Origin of the sequence: Thiobaca trueperi (genome assembly GCF_004342175.1) — a bacterium.
In the GTDB taxonomy this organism is placed as follows: Bacteria; Pseudomonadota; Gammaproteobacteria; order Chromatiales; family Chromatiaceae; genus Thiobaca; species Thiobaca trueperi.
Genome location: NZ_SMAO01000002.1, coordinates 448,713 through 471,120, shown reverse-complemented (window position 1 = coordinate 471,120; position 22,408 = coordinate 448,713). Strand labels below are relative to the sequence as shown.

18 protein-coding genes are annotated in these 22,408 nt (G+C 64.3%); 16 read left to right on the top strand and 2 right to left on the bottom strand.

Annotation, left to right across the window (positions count from 1 at the left end; translation table 11 throughout):
- The 12 genes from mraY to lpxC all read left to right on the top strand — a co-directional run bounded on the left by mraY (position 1) and on the right by lpxC (position 12,783).
- Positions 1-1,083 (top strand): phospho-N-acetylmuramoyl-pentapeptide-transferase, encoded by a 1,083-nt coding sequence (gene mraY, locus EDC35_RS05250; protein WP_132976165.1) that lies wholly within the window; start codon positions 1-3, stop codon positions 1,081-1,083.
- Positions 1,084-1,088: 5 nt separating this feature from the next.
- Entirely contained in the window at positions 1,089-2,468 is a 1,380-nt protein-coding gene (gene murD / locus EDC35_RS05245; protein WP_132976164.1) for a UDP-N-acetylmuramoyl-L-alanine--D-glutamate ligase, read from the top strand.
- Complete coding sequence (gene ftsW, locus EDC35_RS05240; protein WP_132976163.1) at positions 2,465-3,685, top strand: putative lipid II flippase FtsW; 1,221 nt, start codon at positions 2,465-2,467, stop codon at positions 3,683-3,685. Before murD ends, ftsW begins: the two co-directional genes overlap by 4 nt.
- Entirely contained in the window at positions 3,670-4,749 is a 1,080-nt protein-coding gene (gene murG / locus EDC35_RS05235) for an undecaprenyldiphospho-muramoylpentapeptide beta-N-acetylglucosaminyltransferase (protein ID WP_132976162.1), read from the top strand. Before ftsW ends, murG begins: the two co-directional genes overlap by 16 nt.
- Positions 4,746-6,173, top strand: a complete 1,428-nt coding sequence (murC, locus tag EDC35_RS05230) for a UDP-N-acetylmuramate--L-alanine ligase (protein ID WP_132976161.1) — start codon at positions 4,746-4,748, stop codon at positions 6,171-6,173. Before murG ends, murC begins: the two co-directional genes overlap by 4 nt.
- Before the next feature lie 67 nt (positions 6,174-6,240).
- Positions 6,241-6,414, top strand: coding sequence for a hypothetical protein (locus EDC35_RS18475; protein WP_165903355.1), 174 nt, complete (start codon positions 6,241-6,243; stop codon positions 6,412-6,414).
- Positions 6,404-7,309 carry a UDP-N-acetylmuramate dehydrogenase gene (murB, locus tag EDC35_RS05225; RefSeq protein WP_243651447.1) on the top strand — a complete coding sequence of 302 codons (906 nt, stop codon included), beginning with the start codon at positions 6,404-6,406 and terminating at the stop codon, positions 7,307-7,309. Before EDC35_RS18475 ends, murB begins: the two co-directional genes overlap by 11 nt.
- Positions 7,306-8,232, top strand: coding sequence for a D-alanine--D-alanine ligase (locus EDC35_RS05220; RefSeq protein ID WP_132976160.1), 927 nt, complete (start codon positions 7,306-7,308; stop codon positions 8,230-8,232). The genes murB and EDC35_RS05220 overlap by 4 nt, the downstream gene beginning before the upstream one ends.
- A gap of 2 nt (positions 8,233-8,234) precedes the next feature.
- Positions 8,235-9,092 (top strand): cell division protein FtsQ/DivIB, encoded by an 858-nt coding sequence (locus EDC35_RS05215; protein ID WP_243651446.1) that lies wholly within the window; start codon positions 8,235-8,237, stop codon positions 9,090-9,092.
- A gap of 6 nt (positions 9,093-9,098) precedes the next feature.
- Positions 9,099-10,334, top strand: a complete 1,236-nt coding sequence (gene ftsA, locus EDC35_RS05210; RefSeq protein ID WP_132976159.1) for a cell division protein FtsA — start codon at positions 9,099-9,101, stop codon at positions 10,332-10,334.
- Positions 10,335-10,459: 125 nt separating this feature from the next.
- On the top strand, positions 10,460-11,620 hold the full coding sequence (gene ftsZ, locus EDC35_RS05205; RefSeq protein WP_132976158.1) for a cell division protein FtsZ: 1,161 nt from the start codon (positions 10,460-10,462) through the stop codon (positions 11,618-11,620).
- Positions 11,621-11,871: 251 nt separating this feature from the next.
- Positions 11,872-12,783: a UDP-3-O-acyl-N-acetylglucosamine deacetylase gene (gene lpxC, locus EDC35_RS05200; RefSeq protein WP_132976315.1), complete on the top strand. Its 912-nt coding sequence runs from the start codon at positions 11,872-11,874 to the stop codon at positions 12,781-12,783.
- On the opposite strand, the gene EDC35_RS05195 is transcribed toward lpxC, so the two are convergent.
- A complete protein-coding gene (locus EDC35_RS05195) occupies positions 12,780-13,244 on the bottom strand; it encodes a DciA family protein (RefSeq protein WP_165903354.1) in 465 nt (154 codons plus the stop codon). The two genes, lpxC and EDC35_RS05195, sit on opposite strands and share 4 nt — an antisense overlap.
- A 45-nt stretch (positions 13,245-13,289) precedes the next feature.
- Here EDC35_RS05195 and EDC35_RS05190 point away from each other — a divergent pair, with 45 nt between their 5' ends.
- The 4 genes from EDC35_RS05190 to EDC35_RS05175 all read left to right on the top strand — a co-directional run bounded on the left by EDC35_RS05190 (position 13,290) and on the right by EDC35_RS05175 (position 19,710).
- The gene (locus EDC35_RS05190) at positions 13,290-14,210 is read left to right on the top strand and encodes a M23 family metallopeptidase (protein WP_132976156.1); all 921 of its coding nucleotides are present in this window, start codon (positions 13,290-13,292) and stop codon (positions 14,208-14,210) included.
- A 359-nt stretch (positions 14,211-14,569) separates the two neighbouring features.
- The gene (gene secA, locus EDC35_RS05185; RefSeq protein ID WP_132976155.1) at positions 14,570-17,392 is read left to right on the top strand and encodes a preprotein translocase subunit SecA; all 2,823 of its coding nucleotides are present in this window, start codon (positions 14,570-14,572) and stop codon (positions 17,390-17,392) included.
- 2 nt (positions 17,393-17,394) lie between these two features.
- Entirely contained in the window at positions 17,395-18,606 is a 1,212-nt protein-coding gene (gene argJ, locus EDC35_RS05180; RefSeq protein ID WP_132976154.1) for a bifunctional glutamate N-acetyltransferase/amino-acid acetyltransferase ArgJ, read from the top strand.
- A 162-nt stretch (positions 18,607-18,768) separates the two neighbouring features.
- Positions 18,769-19,710 (top strand): Nudix family hydrolase, encoded by a 942-nt coding sequence (locus EDC35_RS05175; protein ID WP_132976153.1) that lies wholly within the window; start codon positions 18,769-18,771, stop codon positions 19,708-19,710.
- Positions 19,711-20,123: 413 nt separating this feature from the next.
- On the opposite strand, the gene EDC35_RS05170 is transcribed toward EDC35_RS05175, so the two are convergent.
- Positions 20,124-22,292, bottom strand: coding sequence for a malate synthase G (locus EDC35_RS05170; protein WP_132976152.1), 2,169 nt, complete (start codon positions 22,290-22,292; stop codon positions 20,124-20,126).
- Positions 22,293-22,408: the final 116 nt, after the last annotated feature.

Genomic DNA, 22,408 nt, shown 5'->3' with positions numbered 1-22,408 from the left:
ATGTTGCTGTATCTCACTGAATGGCTTGCCGAGTTCAATAGCGGCTTCAATGTTTTCCGCTATCTGACCCTGCGCGCCATCCTGGGCGTTCTGACCGCACTGGCGATTGCCCTGCTGGTCGGTCGCCCCATGATCCGCCGTCTGCGGGCCTACAAGATCGGACAGACCGTCCGCGACGACGGCCCGCAGAGCCATCTGTCCAAGTCCGGCACGCCCACCATGGGCGGCGCGCTCATTCTGGTCGCGGTCGGCATCTCGACCCTGCTGTGGGCGGATCTGGACAATCATTATGTCTGGATCGTGCTGCTGACGACCCTGGCCTTCGGGCTCATCGGGCTGGTGGACGATTACAAAAAGCTGGTGAAACGCGATCCGCGCGGACTCATCGCGCGCTGGAAATATTTCTGGCAGACCCTCGCCGGTTTCGCCGCCGCCGTGGCCCTCTATGCCACCGCCGCCTCGCCGGCTGAGACGGCGCTGCTCATTCCTTATTTGAAGAACGTCTCGATCCAGCTCGGTCCCTGGTTCATCCTGCTGACCTACTTCGTCATCGTCGGCGCCAGCAACGCGGTGAATCTGACCGACGGGCTCGACGGGCTGGCGATCATGCCGACCGTGCTGGTGGCCGGTGCGCTGGCGATCTTTGTCTACGCATCGGGACATATCCAGATCGCCAATTATCTGCTGATCCCGCACATCCCCGAGGTCGGCGAGCTGGTGATCTTCTGCGGCGCGCTGGTCGGCGCCGGGCTTGGCTTTCTCTGGTTCAACGCCTATCCGGCGCAGGTCTTCATGGGCGACGTGGGCGCCCTGGCGCTGGGCGCGGCCCTGGGTGTGGTGGCGGTCGCCGTGCGTCAGGAGCTGGTGCTTTTCATCATGGGCGGGGTCTTCGTCATGGAGACCATCTCGGTGATGCTTCAGGTGCTGTCCTTCAAGCTCACCGGCAAGCGCATCTTCCGCATGGCGCCGCTGCACCATCATTTCGAACTCCAGGGCTGGCCCGAACCGCGCGTCATCGTGCGCTTCTGGATCATCACCGTGGTGCTGGTCCTGATCGGGCTGGCGAGCCTCAAGATCCGGTGAGCGGCATGCATCCTTTCCCGCCTCCCGCCACGCCTGACGCGCCCGATTTAACGGGGCCGACCCTGATCGTCGGACTCGGCAAGACCGGGCTGTCCTGTGCGCGTTATCTGCATGCGCAGGGCATGCCGGTGGCCGTCACCGATTCGCGCGCCAATCCGCCCGGCCTGGATACGCTGCGCGAGACGCTACCCGGAATCCCTGTGTTCACCGGCGGTTTCGCGCCTGAGGTCTTCGCGTCGGCGGCACAACTGGTAGTGAGTCCGGGCGTGCCCGTCGCCGAACCACTGATCCAGGCCGCCATCGCGCGCGGCGTGCCGGTGATTGGCGATGTGGAACTCTTCGTCCGCGCCGCGCGCGCGCCGATCTGCGCTATCACCGGCTCAAACGGCAAGAGCACGGTCACGACCCTGGTGGGACTCATGGCCCGACTCGCGGGACGGCGGGTCGCAGTCGGCGGCAATCTTGGCGAACCGGCGCTTGATCTGCTCGACGACTCAGCCGATCTCTATGTACTGGAACTCTCCAGCTTTCAACTGGAAACGATCCCCAGCCTGCGCGCCGATGCCGCCGTGGTGCTGAACATCTCCGCCGACCATCTGGACCGCTATCCGGATCTCGATGCCTATGCCGCCACCAAGGCGCGGATCTATCGGAACGCACGGGTCGCCGTGGTCAATCGCGACGATCCCATGGTCACCGCCATGCCCCGCGTCGCGAAGACCGAAATCGGCTTTACACTGGATGCGCCTGACGAAGGCGATTTCGGTCTGCGCGCGCTGGAGGGTGCGGTCTGGATCTGCCGTGGCGAGGAGCGATTGATGCCGGCTGCGGAGGTGGCGATTCCGGGGCGTCACAATCTGGCGAATGCCCTTGCCGCTTTGGCACTGGCAACGGCCTGCGACATCCCCCTGGCGTCCGCCTGTGAGACGTTACGCACCTTCCCCGGTCTGCCGCATCGCAGCGAGCTGGTGGCCGAACACCAGGGCGTGCGCTGGTATGACGACTCCAAGGGCACCAATCCCGGCGCCACCGTGGCGGCCCTGGACGGTCTGATACCGGATGATGCGCCCGGACGTGCGGTGCTCATTGCCGGCGGCGAAGGCAAGGGCGCCGATTTTTCGCCCCTGCTGCCCGCCGTGCGCCGCGCCGCGCGCGCCGTGGTGCTGATCGGTCGCGACGCCCCGCTGATCGAAGCGGCGCTGGCGGGCGTCGTGCCTGTCGTCCATGCTGCCGGGATGTCTGAGGCCGTGCGCCGCGCCGCCGATCTCGCCGCACCGGGCGACGCGGTGCTGCTGTCTCCGGCCTGTGCCAGTTTCGACATGTTCGACAGCTACGAGCATCGCGGGCGGGTCTTCGCCGCCGCCGTGCGGAGTCTGGCGTCATGATCGGCGTCGCACCCAAACCAACAGCCGCCGCCGCCAGATCGAGCCGTGGCGCCCTGCGTCGGCGCGACCGCATCCAGCCGATGGATTTCCCGCTGCTGATCTGCGCACTCGGGCTGTTGGCGTTCGGCTTCGTCATGGTCTCCTCGGCCTCCATGTCGATTGCCGAAAAATGCTGTAACGATCCTTTCTATTACATCCTGCGCCACGGCTTTGCCCTGGGGCTCGCGCTGACGGCCGGCGTGCTGACTTACAGCGTGCCGCTGGAGACCTGGGAGCGCTCGGGAACCTGGATCTTTCTGGCCTTCGTCTTGGTGCTGGTCCTGGTGCTGGTGCCCGGCATCGGGCGCACAGTCAATGGCGCAACGCGTTGGATTCCGCTGGGTCCTCTGAACATCCAGCCCTCCGAATTCATCAAGCTCTTTGCCATCGTCTATGTCGCCGGTTATCTGGTGCGACATGCCGATTCGGTCGCGAATCACATCTCGGGCTTCATCCGGCCCATGATCCTGATCGGGATCGCCGCCGCCCTGATCCTCATGCAACCGGACTTCGGCACCACTTCGGTCATGCTCGCCACGGTGATGGGAATGCTTTTTCTCGGTGGTGTCAGTGTCCTGCCTTTTGTCCTTTTGCTCGGCGTGGTGGGCATGGGGCTGGTGGCGCTGGTGATCTTCTCGCCGTATCGCTGGGCGCGCGTCACCTCCTTTTTGGACCCCTGGCAGGATCCGTTCAGCTCGGGCTATCAGCTCAGTCAGGCACTCATCGCCTTCGGGCGTGGCGAATGGCTGGGAGTGGGACTCGGCAACGGGATCCAGAAACAGTTCTTTCTGCCGGAGGCCCACACCGATTTTCTGGCCTCGGTGATCGGCGAGGAATTCGGTCTGGTCGGGGTGCTGGCCCTGATCGCGGCCTTCGTTTTTCTCTGCTGGCGCGCCTTCCAGATCGGCGTGCGGGCGGAGGCGCTGAAGAAGCCCTTCGCCGCTTATGTCGCCCAGGGCATTGCCCTGTGGCTTGGCTTGCAGGCGTTCGTCAATCTCGGCGTCAACGTGGGACTCCTGCCGACCAAGGGATTGACCCTGCCCTTTCTGAGCTATGGCAGCAACAGCCTGATTGTGGGCTGCATGGCGGTCGCCATCCTGATGCGGATCGATTTCACCATGCGTCAACTGGAGATCGAGGCCGGGGCCAAACGGGGGTTGCGATGGGCGCGTGCATAGGCGTCATGGCCGGCGGCACCGGCGGTCATGTCTTTCCGGCACTCGCGGTCGCCGAGACCCTGCGCGCGCAGGGCGTGCAGGTCTTCTGGATCGGCACCCGTCAGGGGATGGAATCACGACTGGTCCCGGAGCATGGCTTCGAGATGGAGTGGATCCGCATTGAGGGGCTGCGCGGCAAAGGGCTGGGCCAGATGCTCAAGGCACCCTTCAAGCTGGCCGGCGCACTCTGGCAGGCGCGGGCCATCCTGGCCCGTCGGCGTCCCGCACTGGTGCTCGGCATGGGCGGATTCGCCTCCGGCCCCGGCGGACTGGCGGCGCGCGCACTGGGGATTCCGCTGATCGTCCATGAACAGAATTTCGTCCCCGGCATGACCAATCAATGGCTGGCGCGGATCGCCACGCGGGTCTTCGAGGCCTTCCCCGGCAGCTTTCCCGCCGCACGCGGTGCGGTCGCCACCGGCAATCCGGTGCGTCAGACCATCGTCGATCTGCCCGCGCCAGGCGAGCGTTTCGCCGGTCATACCGGCGCGCCGCGTCTGCTGGTGCTGGGCGGTTCGCTGGGCGCGCAGGCGCTGAACGAGATGCTGCCATCCGCACTCGCCGCCCTGCCGGTCGAGAGTCGTCCCGAGGTGCGTCATCAGGCGGGCGAGCGGACCCTGGAGACCGCACGGGCGGCCTACGCCGCCGCCGGGGTCGCCGCCGAGGTGACCCCCTTCATCGGCGACATGGCCGAAGCCTATGCCTGGGCCGATCTGGTCGTCTGCCGTTCGGGCGCACTCACGGTGTCCGAACTGGCCGCCGCTGGCGTCGCCTCGGTGCTGGTGCCCTACCCTTTCGCCGTCGATGATCATCAGGTCGGCAACGCCCGCTATCTGGCCGATGCCGGTGCGGCGCGTCTGGTCATCCAGCGCGACCTGAGCGTGGCGGGTCTGACCGCCCTGCTGACTGACTTACTGAGCGACCGCGCGCGACTCCTGGCGATGGCCGAAGCCGCACGCGGTCGCGCTCAACCCGATGCCTGCGCGCGAATCGCCGCCGCCTGTCTGGAGATCGCACGCCAATGAACGCCCATCTGCAACATACGGCGGCCAATATGGGCCGGGTGCGCCGGCTGCACTTCGTCGGCATCGGCGGCGCCGGCATGAGCGGCATCGCCGAGCTCATGTCCAATCTGGGCTACGAGGTCGCCGGGTCGGATCTGCGTGATAGCCGGGTGACGCAGCGACTGCGCGGACTCGGGATCGAGGTCTTCATCGGTCATCGCGCCGCACAGGTGAGCGACGCCGATGCCGTGGTGGTGTCCACCGCCATCGACGAAGACAATCCCGAGATCCAACAGGCCCGCAGCGCGCGCATCCCCATCGTGCGCCGCGCCGAGATGCTGGCCGAACTCATGCGCTTCTATTATGGCGTGGCGGTCGCCGGCACCCACGGCAAGACCACGACCACCAGTCTGGTCGCCAGCATCCTGGCCGAAGGCGGACTGGATCCCACCTTCGTCATCGGCGGTCAGCTCAACAGCGCCGGGGCCAACGCCAGACTGGGCACCAGCAAATATCTGGTCGCCGAGGCCGACGAGAGCGACGCCTCTTTCCTCTATCTCCAGCCCATGATCTCGGTCGTCACCAATATCGACGCCGATCACATGCGCACCTATGGCAACGACTTCAACCGGCTGCGCAACACCTTCATGGAGTTCCTGCATCACCTGCCTTTCTACGGACTGGCGGTGCTCTGTCTCGACGACGACGAGATCCGCGCGCTGCTGCCGCAGATCCCGCGCGCAGTGCGGACTTATGGCACACAACTCGAGGCCGACGTGCGCGCCACCGATGTGCGTCAGGCCGGCATGCGGACCTCTTTCACCGTCCGGAGCGCGGAACTCGAACGCCCGCTGGCGGTCACGCTCAATCTCCCCGGTCGGCACAATGTGCTGAACGCGCTGGCCGCCATCTGCGTGGCACTGGAACTGGGCGTTGATGAAGACGCCATTAGCCGGGCGCTCGCCGGTTTCCAGGGCGTGGGCCGGCGCTTCATGACCAGCGAGGTGACTGATCCGTCCGGTCGCCGCCTGCTGCTGGTCGATGATTACGGCCATCACCCGCGCGAACTCGCCGCCACCATCGCCGCCGCACGCGAGGGCTGGCCGGGTCGGCGTCTGGTGCTGGTCTTCCAGCCACATCGCTACAGTCGCACCCAGGAACAGTTCGAGGACTTCGTTGCGGTCCTCTCAACCGTGGACGCGCTGGTGCTGTGCGAGGTCTATCCGGCGGGCGAAACGCCCATCGCCGGGGCCGACGGACGCGCACTCAGCCGCGCGATCCGCACCCGTGGCGAAGTGGATCCGGTCTTTGCCCAAAGCATCGACGAGGTACCGGGGCTGTTAGCCAATCTGATCGCGGATGGCGACATCCTGCTGGTCTCGGGTGCGGGCGACATCGGCGGACTGGCGGCGCGACTGCCGGGGCTGATCGAACAGGGGCTGTGAGTTGGCGGTTGGCACTAACGACTTTTTATTCAGCTTAGGGGGCTGGTGCATGACGGAAAGATCTTTAATGAAGCGGTTGCTCATGGGTTGCGGAGAGCCGCTGCGGTCGCTGATCGTTCCGTCTTCCGAGCCGCTGTCCGAGCAGTCGGACGGCACGTCGCATCAGACCGGACGGCCAGCGGTCACGCGCCGACGCAGTTCTCTGACCCTGCCCTGGCGGAGACGGCGTGATGGGCATTGACGCGATGTCCATCGACAGGCTGCGCGGCGAATGGCGGTTCAACGAGCCGCTTGCCCGACATACGAGCTGGCGGGTCGGCGGGCCGGCGCGCCGGTTCTATCGTCCGGCTGATGCCAACGATCTGGTCGCCTTGCTGCGCCACCTGGAGCCTGACGAGCCGCTGCTGTGGCTGGGACTCGGCAGCAATCTCCTGATCGATGACCGGGGGTTTGCAGGAACCGTGATCCAGACCCAGGGCTGTCTGACGGGGCTGACGCGCTGCGGCGCGACCGGGATCCGTGCCGAGGCCGGGGTGTCCAGCGCCAAGCTGGCGCGCTTTGCGGCCCGGCACGATCTGGTCGGGGTCGAGTTCCTGGCCGGCATCCCCGGCACCATGGGCGGCGCACTGGCGATGAATGCCGGCGCCTGGGGCGGCGAGACCTGGACCCATGTGACACGGGTGCGCACCATCGACCGCGCCGGAACCATCCGCGAACGTGACGCCGGGGATTTCGCGCCCGCTTATCGCGAGGTCAAGGGACCGGCAGGCGAATGGTTTCTGGATGTCGAGCTGACCCTGACCCCCGGCGACGGCGCGGCGGGCATGGCGCGGATCCGCGCGCTGCTGGACCGGCGCGCCGCGACGCAGCCCGTCGGTCTGCCGAGCTGCGGCTCGGTGTTCCGCAATCCGCCGGGCGATCATGCGGCGCGTCTGATCGAGGCGCAGGGACTCAAGGGCTATCGTCTGGGCGGCGCGCAGGTGTCTGAGAAACACGCAAATTTCATCATCAATACAGGCGAGGCGACGGCCACCGACATCGTCAGGCTGATCGATCATGTGCAGGACGCAGTGGAACAACGCACAGGTATCCGTCTGGTAACCGAGGTCAGGCGCATCGCCGGAGAGGGTTCATGAAGACAGAAGCAGCGCAGGCTGCGGATCAATTCGGCAAGGTCGCAGTGCTCCTGGGCGGACGTGCGGCGGAACGCGAGGTCTCGCTCAAGAGCGGCGGCGCGGTGCTTGCGGCGCTTCAGCGGCAGGGGGTCGATGCCCATCCGCTTGACCCGGACGAAAGTGTTCTGGAGCAGCTGCGGGCCGGCGGCTATGACCGCGCTTTCATTATTCTGCATGGTCGTGGCGGCGAAGACGGTCAGATCCAGGGCGCGCTGGAGACCATCGGCCTGCCCTATACCGGCTCCGGCGTGCTCGGCTCGGCGCTCGGCATGGATAAATATCGCTGCAAGCTGGCCTGGACGGGTTGCGGACTGCCGACGGCCGAATCCGTCCTGCTGCGCGCCGAGTCCGATCTGCCGGCAGCAGCGGCGCTCGGCTTTCCGCTCATGATCAAGCCGGTTCACGAGGGATCGAGCATCGGCATGGCCAAGGTCGATAGCCGCGACGCACTGGAGCGCGCCTGGCGCACGGCGGCCGAGTACGACGCCCTGGTGCTCGCCGAGCGCTGGATCCAGGGCGCCGAGTATACCTGCGCCATTCTGGGACAGGAGGTGCTGCCCCTGATCCGGCTGGAAACGCCGCACGCCTTCTATGACTTTGAGGCGAAGTATCAGGCCGACAGCACACGTTATCACTGCCCCTGCGGGCTTGATACGGCAACTGAGTCGCAGCTCCAGCGCCTGGCCCTGGACGCCTTCGAGGCGACCGGCGCGAGCGGCTGGGGCCGGGTCGACCTGATGGTGGATGACGTGGGCCGGCCCTTTCTGCTGGAGATCAACACCGTCCCCGGCATGACCGATCACAGTCTGGTGCCCATGGCCGCACGGGTCGCGGGCATGGATTTCGACGCCCTGGTGTGGCGGATTCTGGAGACGAGTCTGTAACCGTGACTGAGTCTGGCGACATTGCCCAGGACAGGCCGGACGCCACCGCACGTCCCGCGTCTGCCCGCAGTCGGCCAAAGCCCGACGCGCCGCAGGCCGCTGCGCCTGCGTCGTCGCTGAATGCGCGTCTGCGCGCGCTGGTCGGTCTGCTGCTGATCCTGGCCATGTTCGCAGCGGTCTGGCAATTCAGCTACTGGGAGCCGCGTCTGTTGCCGATCCGGGTGATCGAGGTGCAGGGCGAACTCCACCATCACTCATCACGGCTGCTGGAGCAAATCATCGGCGAGCGTCTGCATGGCGGGATTCTGACGGCTGATCTGGTCGGCCTCAAGACCGCCGCCGAGGATCTGCCCTGGGTTGGTCGCGCCAGTCTGCGCCGGATCTGGCCGGATCGGCTGGAGGTGCGGGTCGAGGAACATCGTCCCATCGCCCGCTGGAATGCGGATGGACTGATCACTGCCGAAGGGGTCATTTTCCGTCCGCAGGCCGGGACCATGCCGGCCGGGCTGCCACTGCTCGAAGGTGACGACAGACGAGCGCCCGACGTGGCAAAACAGTATCTCTCATGGCGCGACGAGCTGATGCTGGCCGGCCATCTGATTCAGACCCTCTCGGTCGATCCGCGCGGAGACTGGCGTATCGAGCTGGTGACGGGAACCGAATTGCGGCTGGGCACCGACGCCGCCGAGGAACGACTGGCGCGCTTCATCGCCAGCGCGCAGCAGCTTGAGGCGGCCGGTCAGCCACTGGTGGTGGACCTGCGTTACAGCAACGGGTTCGCCGTGAAATGGGCACCAAGCGGGGACACGAATGTTCCCGCACAGACGGATCGCGCCAAGCGATCCGGCAATCGAGGATAAAATCGGATGTCGCGACGTAACGACAAAAATCTGTTGGTCGGCCTGGATATCGGCACCTCGAAGATCGCCTGTCTGGTGGGCGAACTCAAGGATGACGATCAGATCGAGATCATCGGCATCGGGACCCATCCGTCCCGTGGTCTGAAGAAAGGCGTGGTGGTGGATATCGAGTCCACCGTGCAGTCGATCCAGCGCGCGGTCGAAGAGGCCGAGCTGATGGCCGGCTGTGAGATCCATTCGGTCCATGCCGGCATCGCCGGCAGCCATGTGCGCAGTCTCAATTCGCACGGCATCACCGCGATCAAAGAGGTCGAGGTCTCGCAGGCCGATGTGGATCGGGTCATCGACGCCGCGCGCGCGGTCGCCATCCCGGCGGATCAGAAGATCCTGCATATCCTGCCGCAGGAATTCATCATCGACGATCAGGAAGGCATCCGCGAGCCGATCGGCATGTGCGGCGTGCGGCTGGAGGCGCGGGTGCACATGGTCACCGGCGCCCTGAGCGCGGCGCAGAATGTCATCAAGTGCATCAGCCGCTGCGGGCTCGATGTCGATGATCTGGTGCTGGCCCAGTTGAGTTCGAGTTACGCCGTGCTCGGCGAGGACGAAAAGGAACTCGGGGTCTGCGTGATCGACATTGGCGGCGGGACGACGGATCTGGCGGTCTTCACCGATGGCGCCATTCGCCACACCGCCGTCATTCCCATCGCTGGCGATCAGGTCACCAACGACATCGCCGTGGCGCTGCGCACGCCCACCCAATACGCCGAGCAGATCAAGATTCAGCATGCCTGCGCCCTGACCCAGCTCACCGCCAATGGCGAGATGATCGAGGTGCCGAGCATCGGCGACCGCTCGCCGCGCCGGCTGTCGCGCCAGGCGCTGGCCGAAGTGGTCGAGCCGCGCTACGAGGAACTCCTGACCCTGCTGCACAACGAACTGCGCCGCAGCGGCTTTGAGGATCTGGTCGCGGGCGGGGTGGTGCTGACCGGCGGCAGCGCGCAGATGCAGGGCCTGATCGAGCTGGCTGAAGATGTCTTCCAGATGCCGGTGCGTCTGGGCGGTCCCCAGCATGTGATTGGCATGGAGGAGGTTGTCAACAACCCCATCCATTCGACCGGCGTCGGCCTGCTGATGTACGCGCGTCAGCATCGGGTCTCACGGGGTCCGGAACTGGCCGAGCATCTGGGGTTGAAAGGGCTGTGGGCGCGCGCGCGCGGCTGGTTCCAGGGTAATTTTTAACGGACCGCAGCCTGCGGTCTCGGGCCAGGCGCCTTGCGTGTCCTGGTCATGTCGGGGGCGGTCGCGCACGGTGCGCGGCTGAATGAGGTTTCAGGTGGTGCACAGCGTGCACGGGGAGTCAGACCATGTTCGAACTCGTGGATACTCATAATCAGAATGCCGTTATCAAGGTCATCGGCGTTGGCGGCGGCGGCAGCAATGCGGTCACACACATGGTGGCCTCGACCATTGAGGGCGTGGATTTCATCTGCGCCAACACGGACGCACAGGCGCTGAAGAACGCCAACGTCAAAACCATCCTTCAGCTCGGCGCAGGCGTCACCAAAGGCCTGGGCGCCGGCGCGGACCCCGCCGTGGGGCGGAACTCGGCAATGGAGGATCGGGATCGCATCAAGGAGGCGCTGGAAGGCGCCGACATGGTGTTCATCACCGCCGGCATGGGCGGCGGCACCGGCACTGGCGCAGCGCCGGTCGTCGCTCAGGTGGCGAAGGAACTCGGCATTCTGACCGTGGCCGTGGTCACCAAACCCTTTTCATTCGAGGGCGCCAAGCGCCTGCGGATCGCCGACGAGGGCATTGCCGAACTCGCTCAATCGGTCGATTCGCTGATCACCATTCCCAATGAAAAACTCCTGGCGGTACTCGGCAAGGACACCAGTCTGCTCGACGCCTTCAAGGCCGCCAACGACGTCCTGCTCAACGCGACCCAGGGCATCGCCGAGCTCATCACCCGCCGCGGTCTCATCAACGTCGACTTCGCGGATGTCAAGACCGTCATGTCGAACATGGGTGTCGCCATGATGGGCACGGGCTCCGCCCGGGGCGAGCATCGCGCCCGCGAGGCCGCCGAGGCCGCCATCAAGAGCCCGCTGCTGGAAGACATTGATCTGGCCGGCGCCAAGGGCATCCTGGTCAACATCACGGCCGGCATGAGCCTGACCATCGGCGAGTTCAATGAGGTCGGCAACACGGTGCGCGAATTCGCCGACGAGGAGGCCACGGTCGTCGTGGGCACCGTCGTCGATCCCGAACTGGAAGACGAGCTGCGCGTCACGGTCGTGGCCACTGGACTGGGTGAGCGTCGCACCGTCGCGACCAAGCGCGTGGGCATCGAATCCGGTCTGCGGGTTGTCGGTGGATCGGACGGCCAGCCGGACTATCAGGAGCTGGAGCGCCGCCCGGCAATCTATCGCAAGCGCGGCATCATGACCGCAGACGAAACGTCCGACGAGAACGGTCTGGACTATCTGGACATCCCGGCTTTTCTGCGCAAGCAGGCGGATTAACAGGGGTTTCCCTCTATTAAAGATTCGTTAAAAAACAAAGACATTTTGTTCGATTCAAAGTTCAGCTTGATAAACGTCCGGGAAAACCCTAGGCTATCGTCAAGGCGCACCCTGCAAGGGTGCCTGTAGCGAGATGACCAAAGGACAACGACCGTGGCTCCGGCAGGGATTGACCGGATCACGAGCGGTAGTCGATCAGCCGGCAGTGGATGCCGTCAGCCGCCGTGAACCACGAGAGGAGAACCCGAATGATGCTCAAGCAGCGAACCTTGAAAAATGTGATCCGGGCAACCGGTGTGGGCCTGCATACGGGCGAAAAGGTCGAGCTGACGCTGCGACCTGCCGCGCCCGATACCGGCATCCTGTTTCGGCGTCTGGATCTCGACGTGCCGGTCGAGATCCAGGCCACGCCCTTCAATGTCGGTGACACCCGTCTTTCGACGACCCTGATGCAGGGCAATGTGCGTCTTTCGACCGTCGAACATCTGCTCTCCGCCTTCGCCGGGCTGGGGATCGACAATGCCTGCGTGGATGTCGGCGGCGCCGAGGTGCCCATCATGGATGGCAGCGCCGCGCCCTTCGTCTTTCTGCTGCAATCGGCGGGGGTCGAGGAACAGAACCGGGCCAAGCGTTTCATCCGTATCAAGCGCCCCATTGAAGTGCGCGACGGGGATAAATTCGCCCGTTTCACGCCCTACAACGGATTCAAGGTTGAGTTTTCGATCGACTTCGATCATCCCGCCTTCAATCAGCGGGCGAATCGCGCCACCATGGATTTCTCCACTTCGTCCTTCGTGCGTGAAGTGAGCCGCGCACGCACCTTCGGTTTTCTGCGCGAGATCGAAGCCCTGCGTCAGCAGAATCTGGCGCTGGGCGGCAGCCTGGACAATGCCGTGGTGGTGGACGAATACCGTATCCTCAACGAAGAGGGTCTGCGCTACGAGGATGAATTCGTCAAACACAAGATCCTTGACGCCATCGGCGATCTCTATCTCCTTGGCCACACCCTGATCGGCGCCTTCACCGCGCATAAATCCGGGCATGCGCTGAACAATGCGCTCCTGCGTGCGCTGGCTGCCGAGGCCACGGCGTGGGAGGAAGTGGTCTTCGAGGATTCCGCAACGGCGCCCATCTGCTATGCGCAGCCTGTGCCCGCTGTCTAATCCTTCTTTTCTTCAGGCGTCTGTCGCGCATGACGTTGTGCAAAGCGCCTGAAGATCTCCCGCAAGTCCGGATCCTGGAGATGATCCGCTGCGTCCAGCAGGTGCGCCACCGCACCGGCTGTCAATCCCCGTGTCGGCCCCGTCGACTGTGGTGGGGCCTGCCTGCCTGCGTCTCCCGGACGCACCTGCACGCAAACCTCGTGGATGCCCCGCTCGCCGAAGGCATCGACGAGATCCCCGGCCAGAAAACGCGCCCGCGTCGCCCAGGCCGGCGAATCCAGATAGAGCGTCAGCCGAGTTTCGTCCAGACCGACATCCAGGCAGTGTTTCCGCATGGATTCGGGCAACCGGGCATGCACCGCCGACAGCAGACCGAACTCCCGCTGGCGCTGCTCAAGAAGCTCCCCGAGCGTTCGGTGGTTCCGCAACAGGTCGCGGATGTGTGCGAATGGAGCGCGCATCCTCAGTCCTACCTCTTTCATTCAGACCAACAGCAGAGATAAACGATGTACCACCTCGAACGACGCAAAACCGCTCGCGGACAGGCCGTTGTCGTGCTCATGGCCGTCTTTTCGTTTGGCCTGGCGGGAGCCGGGCTGGGAATCTGGATTGGAAAATACGCCGATTCGCCCACGCTCGCCAGCCATCCCGCACCAGACCTGGATCCGATCCACACGCCAGTTCTGGATGAGCCACGCACTCCCGATCAAGTCAATGCGCTGGCCGTGCGCCTGGGGGCCATGCAGGCCGAACTGCTGAGGCTCAATGCGCTCGGCGAACGGCTGGTGCGGATGTCCGGACTCGATCCCGCCGAGTTCGATTTCAGATCGCCGCCGCCACAGGGTGGTCCCGAGATGGGCCCGGTGCGCGATTACACCATCAAGGAGCTGGCCAGCGAGCTGGGCAGCATGCTCAATCAGATTCAGGATCGCCAGCGCAAGCTCGACCGCCTCGAAGACGGCATGGCTGACCGCCAGCTCACGATGCAGTCGGCGCCATCCGGCTGGCCGGTGCGCGCGGGCTATATCAGTTCCGAATATGGCTTCCGCGTCCATCCCACCCGCAAAGCCCGCATCTTCCACGAGGGCATCGATTTTGCCAGCAAACATGGCGCGCCAGTCATCGCCGTCGCCGCTGGTGTGGTGGTCTTCAGCGGACGCCGCAACGGCTATGGACGGGTTGTCGATATTCGTCATGCCAATGGCCTGATCACCCGTTATGCCCACAATTCGGCCAATCTGGTCGAAGAAGGCGATCCCGTCCGGCAGGGGCAGCAGATTGCCAGGGTCGGCTCCTCCGGCACCGCCACCGGGCCGCATGTCCATTTCGAGGTGCTGCGGGGCGGGCGGGCCGTCGATCCCATGCCCTATCTCGACGTGCTGCCGCGTCTGGCGCAGACGGACGACCTCTCCGGCACCCTGCGCTGAGGCCTCATGCCTGACCGGATCTCGCTCAGGTGATTTCCTGAAAACAGTCCACCCACGAAGAGGTCGTGAATGGACAGGATTCACAGGATTTTTCAAGATGGACAGGATGAAGAAAAGTTTTTCTCCTGTGAATCCTGCGAAATCCTGTTCATCCTGTCCATTTGGAGCCTTGACTCTGGTCGAAACTTTCCCGGAAACCACCTAAATTATTGATTTTTTTAATATCTTAAACCGCGCCCGCTCTCAGGATCGTCGAGGCTGCCAAGGTCGATCCAATCCAAAAACATCGCCTACTGCACTCGGCGCGGTTTAAATCCGTTATCATCCGCCGATTTCCCCGACAGGTCTTAAATTCTCCGATGGTTACTCGTCTGTTCAAAAAGCTCTTCGGCAGCCGGAACGACCGGCTCGTCAAAACCTTGATGAAGTCCGTGGCGCGGATCAGTGCGCTGGAGCCCGAGATCGCGCAACTGTCGGATCAGGCGCTCACCGCCAGGACCGCTGAATTCCGGCAGCGTCTGGCCGCCGGTGCCGAACTCGACAGCCTGCTCCCCGAAGCCTTCGCCGTGGTGCGCGAGGCCGGCAAGCGGGTGCTCGGCATGCGTCACTTCGACGTGCAGATGGTCGGCGGCATGGTGCTGAACAGCGGACGCATCGCCGAAATGCGCACCGGCGAAGGCAAGACCCTGGTCGCCACGCTCGCCGCCTATCTCAACGCACTGCCCGGCAAGGGTGTGCATGTCGTCACCGTCAACGACTATCTGGCGCGACGCGACGCCGCCTGGATGGGGCGTCTCTATCACTTCCTGGGGCTGTCGGTCGGCGTCATCAATTCGTCCGGCGGGCTGGGACCGGACAGCTCATCCTATCTGTTCGATCCCGAATTCGAGCCCGCCGCCGATCAGGGCTACCGTCATCTGCGTCCCGTGACGCGCCGCGAGACCTACGCCGCCGACATCACCTACGGCACCAACAACGAATACGGTTTCGATTATCTGCGCGACAACATGGCCTTCACGCCGGAACAGCGTGTCCAGCGCGATCCCTTCTACGCCATTGTCGATGAGGTCGATTCGATCCTCATCGACGAAGCGCGCACGCCGCTCATCATCTCGGGGCCGTCCGACGGCGATACGAATCTTTACAAAAAGATCGATGCCATCATCCCCCGGCTCAAACGTCAGTCACCCATCACCAACGAGGAAGGCAAGCCCGATTTCGGGCCGGGCGATTACTCGGTCGATGAAAAGCTGAATCAGCTTTTCCTCAGCGAGGAAGGCCATGAGCATGTGGAGGAAATGCTGGTCGAGATCGGTCTGCTCGACGAGGGCAGCGGACTCTACGATCCGGGCAACATCGTGCTCATGCACCATGTCTATGCCGCGCTGCGCGCCCATGCGCTGTTCCAGAAAAACGTCGAGTACATCGTGCGCGACGGCCAGATCATCATCGTCGATGAATTCACCGGGCGCACCATGCCCGGACGACGCTGGTCAGAAGGTCTGCATCAGGCGGTGGAGGCCAAGGAAGGGGTCGCCATCCAGCCTGAAAATCAGACGATGGCCTCGATCACCTTCCAGAACCTGTTCCGGCTCTACCCCAAACTCTCGGGCATGACCGGCACGGCGGATACCGAGGCCTACGAATTCCAGCAGATCTACGGGCTGGAGGTCACGGTCATCCCGACCAACCAGCCCATGATCCGCGAGGATCGCGGCGATCTGGTCTATCTGACCCAGGACGAAAAGTACGCCGCCATCATCGCCGATGTGCAGGACTGCGTGCAGCGCGGTCAGCCGGTGCTGGTGGGCACCGCCTCAATCGAGACCTCCGAGCTGGTCTCCACGCTGCTCAAAAAGGCCGACATTCAGCACGAGGTGCTGAACGCCAAGCAGCACGAACGCGAGGCCGGCATCATCGCCCAGGCCGGCAAACCGGGCGCCATCACCATCGCCACCAACATGGCCGGTCGCGGCACCGACATCGTGCTCGGCGGCAATCTCGAAGCGGAACTGGAAGAAGCCGGGCCGGATGCCGATCAGGACGCCATCCGCGCCGCCTGGAAGGCGCGTCATGCGCAGGTCATCGCCGCTGGCGGTCTGCATGTGATCGGCACCGAACGCCACGAATCACGCCGCATCGACAACCAGTTGCGCGGGCGTTCCGGGCGTCAGGGCGACCCCGGCTCGTCGCGTTTCTATCTCTCGCTCGAAGACAATCTGATGCGCATCTTCGCCTCCGAGCGGGTGAGCAAGATGATGCAGCGGCTCGGCATGCAGAAGGGCGAGGCCATCGAACATCCCTGGGTCACCAAGGCCATCGAGAACGCCCAGCGCAAGGTCGAAGGCCGCAATTTCGACATCCGCAAGCAGTTGCTCGAATACGACGATGTCGCCAACGATCAGCGGCGCGTCATCTACCGTCAGCGCCGCGACCTCATGGACAGTATCGATGTCTCCGACGCCGTGACCGCCATGCGCGAGGACGCGCTCAAGGGCATCATCGACACCTATATCCCGCCCGAGAGCCTGGAAGAGCAGTGGGACATCGCCGGACTCAGCACCGCGCTGGCGCAGGAGTTCGGCGGCGACTGGCCGCTCCAGGCATGGCTGGACGCCGACCACAACCTGCACGAAGAGACCCTGCGCGCACGCATCCATGACACCCTGGTCGTGCGTTACGCCGACAAGGAGGCACTCGTCGGTGCGCCGAACATGCGTCAGATCGAAAAGGCGGTGATGCTGCAAACACTCGACAGCCAGTGGAAAGACCATCTGGCGGCGATGGACTATCTGCGTCAGGGCATCCATCTGCGCGGTTACGCCCAGAAGAACCCCAAGCAGGAATACAAGCGCGAGGCCTTCGAGATGTTCTCGGCGATGCTCGACAGCATCAAACAGGATGTCGTGATCACCCTTGCCAAGCTCCAGATCCAGGCACCCGAGCAGGCGCTGCCAGCCGCCGGCTTCAACGCCGGCCCGGTGCCGAGCCAGAACTTTGAGTTCAAGCACGAGGTCTTCGCGGGCTTCGGCGATCCGGACGCCGAGCCGGAGCCGCGCACGCCGGGCGAGGCCGAGGAGCATCAGCCCTTCGTGCGCGATGCGCGCAAGATCGGTCGCAACGAGCCCTGTCCCTGCGGCTCGGGCAAGAAATACAAGCAGTGCCACGGCAAGGCCGGCTGATCATGAGCGAATCCGAGCTGCTCTTTCAGCCCGTTCCCGGTCTGCGGCTGGCGGCGGGCGCGGCGGGCATCCGCTATCAGGGGCGCGACGATCTGGTGGTGTTCGAGCTGCCGCCCGATGCGGCCTGCGCGGCGGTTTTTACCCGCAACGCCTTCTGTGCCGCACCCGTGACCCTGGCGCGGCGCCATCTGCACGCGGGAGCGCCGCGCTATCTGCTCATCAATTCGGGCAACGCCAATGCCGGCACGGGGCGGCGCGGGCTCGACGATGCGCGCGCCTCCTGCGAGGCGCTGGCCCGTCTCGGCGATTGCACGCCCGAACAGGTGCTGCCCTTCTCGACCGGCGTCATCGGCGAGCATCTGCCGGTCGAGCGGCTCGCGGCGGCCCTGCCTGAGATGCTGGAGCGGCTCGATCCCCTGGGCTGGGCCAGCGCCGCGCGCGCCATCATGACCACGGACACGGTGCCCAAGCTGGTCTCGCGCCAGTTCATGCTGGCCGGACGGACGGCCACCCTCACCGGCATCGCCAAAGGGGCCGGCATGATCTGCCCCAACATGGCAACCATGCTCGCCTTTCTGGCGACCGATGCCGCTGTCGCGTCTGACATCCTGCAAAGCGTGCTTCAGTCGGCGGCAGATCGCTCATTCAACGCCATCACCATCGACGGCGACACCTCGACCAACGACGCCTGCGTGCTGGCCGCGACCGGGGCGCTCGGCAATCCGCTTCTTGACGATGCCGCAAGCGCCGATTTCGCCGCGCTGCAAGCCGCCGTCGAGGCCGTCTGTGTCGATCTGGCCACCGCCATCGTGCGCGACGGCGAGGGCGCGACCAAGCTGGTCACGGTCCAGGTCGAGCAGGCCGCCGATCTGACCGAGGCCCGTCAGGTCGCCTACACCATCGCCCATTCGCCGCTGGTCAAGACCGCGCTCTTTGCCTCCGATCCCAACTGGGGCCGTATTCTCGCCGCCGTCGGGCGTGCCGGTCTCGCTGATCTGGACATCGAACGGATCCGTATCCATCTGGGCGAGGTGCTGATCGTCACCGACGGCGGACGCGCACCGGACTACACCGAAGCGGCAGGGGCCGCCGTCATGGCCGAACCCGAGATCCTCATCCGGGTCGCGCTGGGGCGTGGAGAGACCGGGACGCGGGTGCTGACCTGCGATTTTTCCTATGACTATGTCCGCATCAACGCCGAATATCGGAGTTGATCTGCGGTTCGGAATGGACAGGATTAACAGGATGCCCCAAGATTAACAAGATTCAAAACAATGGATTGAAATCCTGTCCATCCTGAAAAATCCTGTTAATCCTGTCTATTCGACGCGCGTGATTCAGAAAATCGCCTGAAATCCTGCCGAAAACCAAGCCCGATGAAAAACATCCACGTCATGGCCGGGGCCATCACCGATGGCGCGGGCCGGATTCTGGTTGCCAAGCGACCGGATCATGTCCATCAGGGCGGCCTGTGGGAGTTTCCGGGCGGCAAGCTGGAGCCGGGCGAGACGCCTGAGCAGGGTCTGGCGCGGGAGCTGGATGAGGAACTGGGGATCCGGGTCCGCGCCAGCCGTCCGCTGATCCGCATCCATCACGACTACGGCGACCGTCACGTCCTGCTGGATGTCTGGCGGATCGAGGAGTATGCCGGCATCCCCGAGGGACGCGAGGGTCAGCCGCTCGACTGGCTGCACCCGGAGACGATGGATCCCGCACTGTTTCCCGCCGCTGACCGGCCCATCATCAATGCACTGCGTCTGCCGTCGCGGTTTCTCGTCACGGGCGCCGATCCCCGGCGGACAGACGACTTCCTGAATCGTCTCGACCGCGCCCTTGCAGGCGGCATCCGGCTGGTGCAGTTACGCGCGCATGAGCTGGACGACGATGATTATGCCGCGCTGGCTGTCCGCGCCCATGCGCTCTGCGAACGCCACGGCGCGCGTCTGCTGCTCAACCGTGATCCGCACGCGCTCATCGGCGTGCCGCGTCACGGACTGCATCTGACGGCGCACACACTGCTGAACCTGACCGAACGCCCCGGCAAACCGCATGATCTGATCGGCGCCTCCTGCCATGACGCCGCGCAACTGGCGCAGGCGGCGCGGCTCGGACTCGACTATGCCCTGCTGTCGCCAGTGAAACCGACCGCGACTCATCCGCACGCCATCCCGCTCGGCTGGCCGGGCTTCGCCGCGCTCGTCGATCCCGCACACTTGCCGGTCTATGCCTTGGGCGGACTGACACCGGACGACCTCGATCAGGCCATCCGGCATGGCGCACAGGGGATTGCCGGGATACGGGGATTCTGGGACGCCTGAGAAGCAGCGCCCTGACTCACCCGACCGACGAGAGTTGAGGTCTTGGTCAAGTCATTTTCGGAATTCACCTGAGTTTCGAGTGAATTCGACGTTGGCGCATTCACCAGCCTTGGCGGCGCGCGGTTTAGGTGATTTCCTGAAAACAATCTACCCACGGAAAGGTCGTGAATGGACAGGATTCACAGGATTTTTCAAGATTGACAGGATCAAGAAAACAACGGTTTATCTCCTGTGAATCCTGCGAAATCCTGTTCATCCTGTCCATTTGGAGCCTTGACTCGGGTAGAAACTTTCCCGGAAACCACCTTAAAACCTTATATTTTTAATCTCTTAAACCGCGCCAGCTCACACAGTCTTCAAGGCTGCCAAGGTTGATCCACTCCTCAAACATCGCCTACCGCACTGGGCGCGGTTTAACCCTTGAACCGCCGACGCATGGCGTGCAGGGTCGGTTCGGTGTAGCCATTCGGCTCCTCGCGGCCCTTGAAGATGAGATCGCGGGCGGCCTGGAAGGCAACCCCATCGAAGGCGGGTGCCATCGGACGATAGAGCGGATCCCCGGCGTTCTGGCCATCGACCACCGCTGCCATGCGCTGGAGGGTCTCCATCACCTGCGCCTCGCTGACGACGCCATGATGCAGCCAGTTGGCGACATGCTGACTGGCGATGCGCAGGGTCGCGCGGTCTTCCATCAGACCGACATTGGCGATGTCCGGCACCTTGGAACAGCCCACGCCCTGATCGATCCAGCGCACCACATAGCCCAGGATGCCCTGACAGTTGTTGTCCAGTTCCTCCTGAATTTCCTCCGGCGTCCAGGCGCAGTCTGGGTCGAGCGGGATCTGCAGGATGCTGTCGAGACTGGCGCGAGGGCCGCCCTTCGCCAGTTCAGCCTGAACCGCGCTGACATCGATCCGATGATAATGGGTGGCGTGCAGGGTCGCGGCGGTTGGCGAGGGCACCCAGGCGCAGTTGGCGCCGGCCTTGGGATGAGCGATCTTGGCGTTGAGCATGGCTGCCATCTCGTCCGGCATGGTCCACATGCCCTTGCCGATCTGGGCATGGCCGGGCAGACCGCAGGCCAGACCCACATCCACGTTCCAGTCCTCGTAGGCCACCAGCCAGGCCGCGCCTTTCATGGCGCCTTTGCGCAGCACCGGGCCGGCCTCCATGTCGGTGTGGATCTCGTCGCCGGTGCGGTCGAGGAAGCCGGTGTTGATGAAGATGACGCGATCACGGGCGACGCGGATGCATTCCTTGAGATTCACGGTCGTCCGGCGCTCCTCGTCCATGATGCCGATCTTGAGCGTGTTGCGCGCCAGTCCCAGCGCATCCTCGATGCGGGCGAAGAGATCGACCGCCAGTTGCACCTCGTCGGGTCCGTGCATCTTGGGCTTGACGATATAAACGCTGCCGGCGCGCGAGTTGCGGCGCGCGCCGGATGCGGGATGCACATCGTGCAGCGCGCAAAGCACCGTGACCATGCCGTCGAGCATGCCTTCCTGCACCTCGTTGCCCTCGGCATCAAGCACGGCATCAATGGTCATCAGATGGCCGACATTGCGCACCAGCAGCAGTGAGCGGCCGGGCAGCGTCAGACTGCCGCCCTCGGGCCGGGTATAGACGCGATCCGGCTCCAGCGCCCGTTCGACCGTCCGCCCGCCCTTGTCGAAGCTGGCAGTCAGATCGCCCTTCATGAGACCGAGCCAGTTGCGATAGACGCCGACCTTGTCCTCGGTATCGACCGCCGCGACCGAATCCTCGCAGTCCTGGATGGCCGTGATGGCCGATTCCAGCAGCACATCGGCGACACCCGCCGCGCTGTTCTGACCGATGGCATGGGTGCGGTCAATCTGGATCTCGATGTGCAGGCCGTGATTGACCAGCAGGATCGCCTCGGGCTGTGCGGCATCGCCGCGATAGCCGGCGAACTGCGCCGGATCGGCCTGGCTGGTCTCGCTGCCATCGGCAAGCCGCACACTCAGTCTGCCCTGATCGAGTCGGTAGCCATGCGCCTCGGCATGCGAGCCGCGCGCGAGCGGTGCGGCCTCGTCGAGAAAGGCCGCCGCGCGGGCGACGACCGCCGCCGCGCGGGCCGGATTGAAGCCCTTAGCGCGCTCCAGACCGTCGGCGTCCGGGATGGCGTCGGTGCCATAGAGCGCGTCATAGAGACTGCCCCAGCGCGCATTGGCGGCATTGAGCGCATAACGTGCATTGCTGACCGGAACCACGAGCTGCGGGCCGGCGATGTGGGCGATCTCGGGGTCGATATTGGTCGTGCTGACCTGAAAATCCGGACCTTCGGGGACCAGATAACCGATGTCGGACAGAAAGGCGCGATAGGCGCCCATGTCCTGCGGCTGGCCCCGATGCTCCAGATGCCAGGCATCGATTTTGGCCTGAAGGGCGTCGCGTTTGGCAAGCAGCTCGCGGTTGCGCGGCGCGAGATCGGCGAGGATGGCGGCGAAGGATTGCCAGAAGGCATCGGGATCAATCCCTGTGCCGGGGGCGATCTCGTTCTTCACCAGGTCATACAAAGGTTTGGCGATCTTCAGGCCGCCGATTTCCAGACGTTCGGTCATCGTGTCAAACTCCGTTCCCCGACAGGGCGAGGGTGTGTGTGAGTAAAAATAGACAGGATTAACAGGATTTCTCAGGATTAAAAATCAGGTATCACAACATCCTGTCAATCATGTGA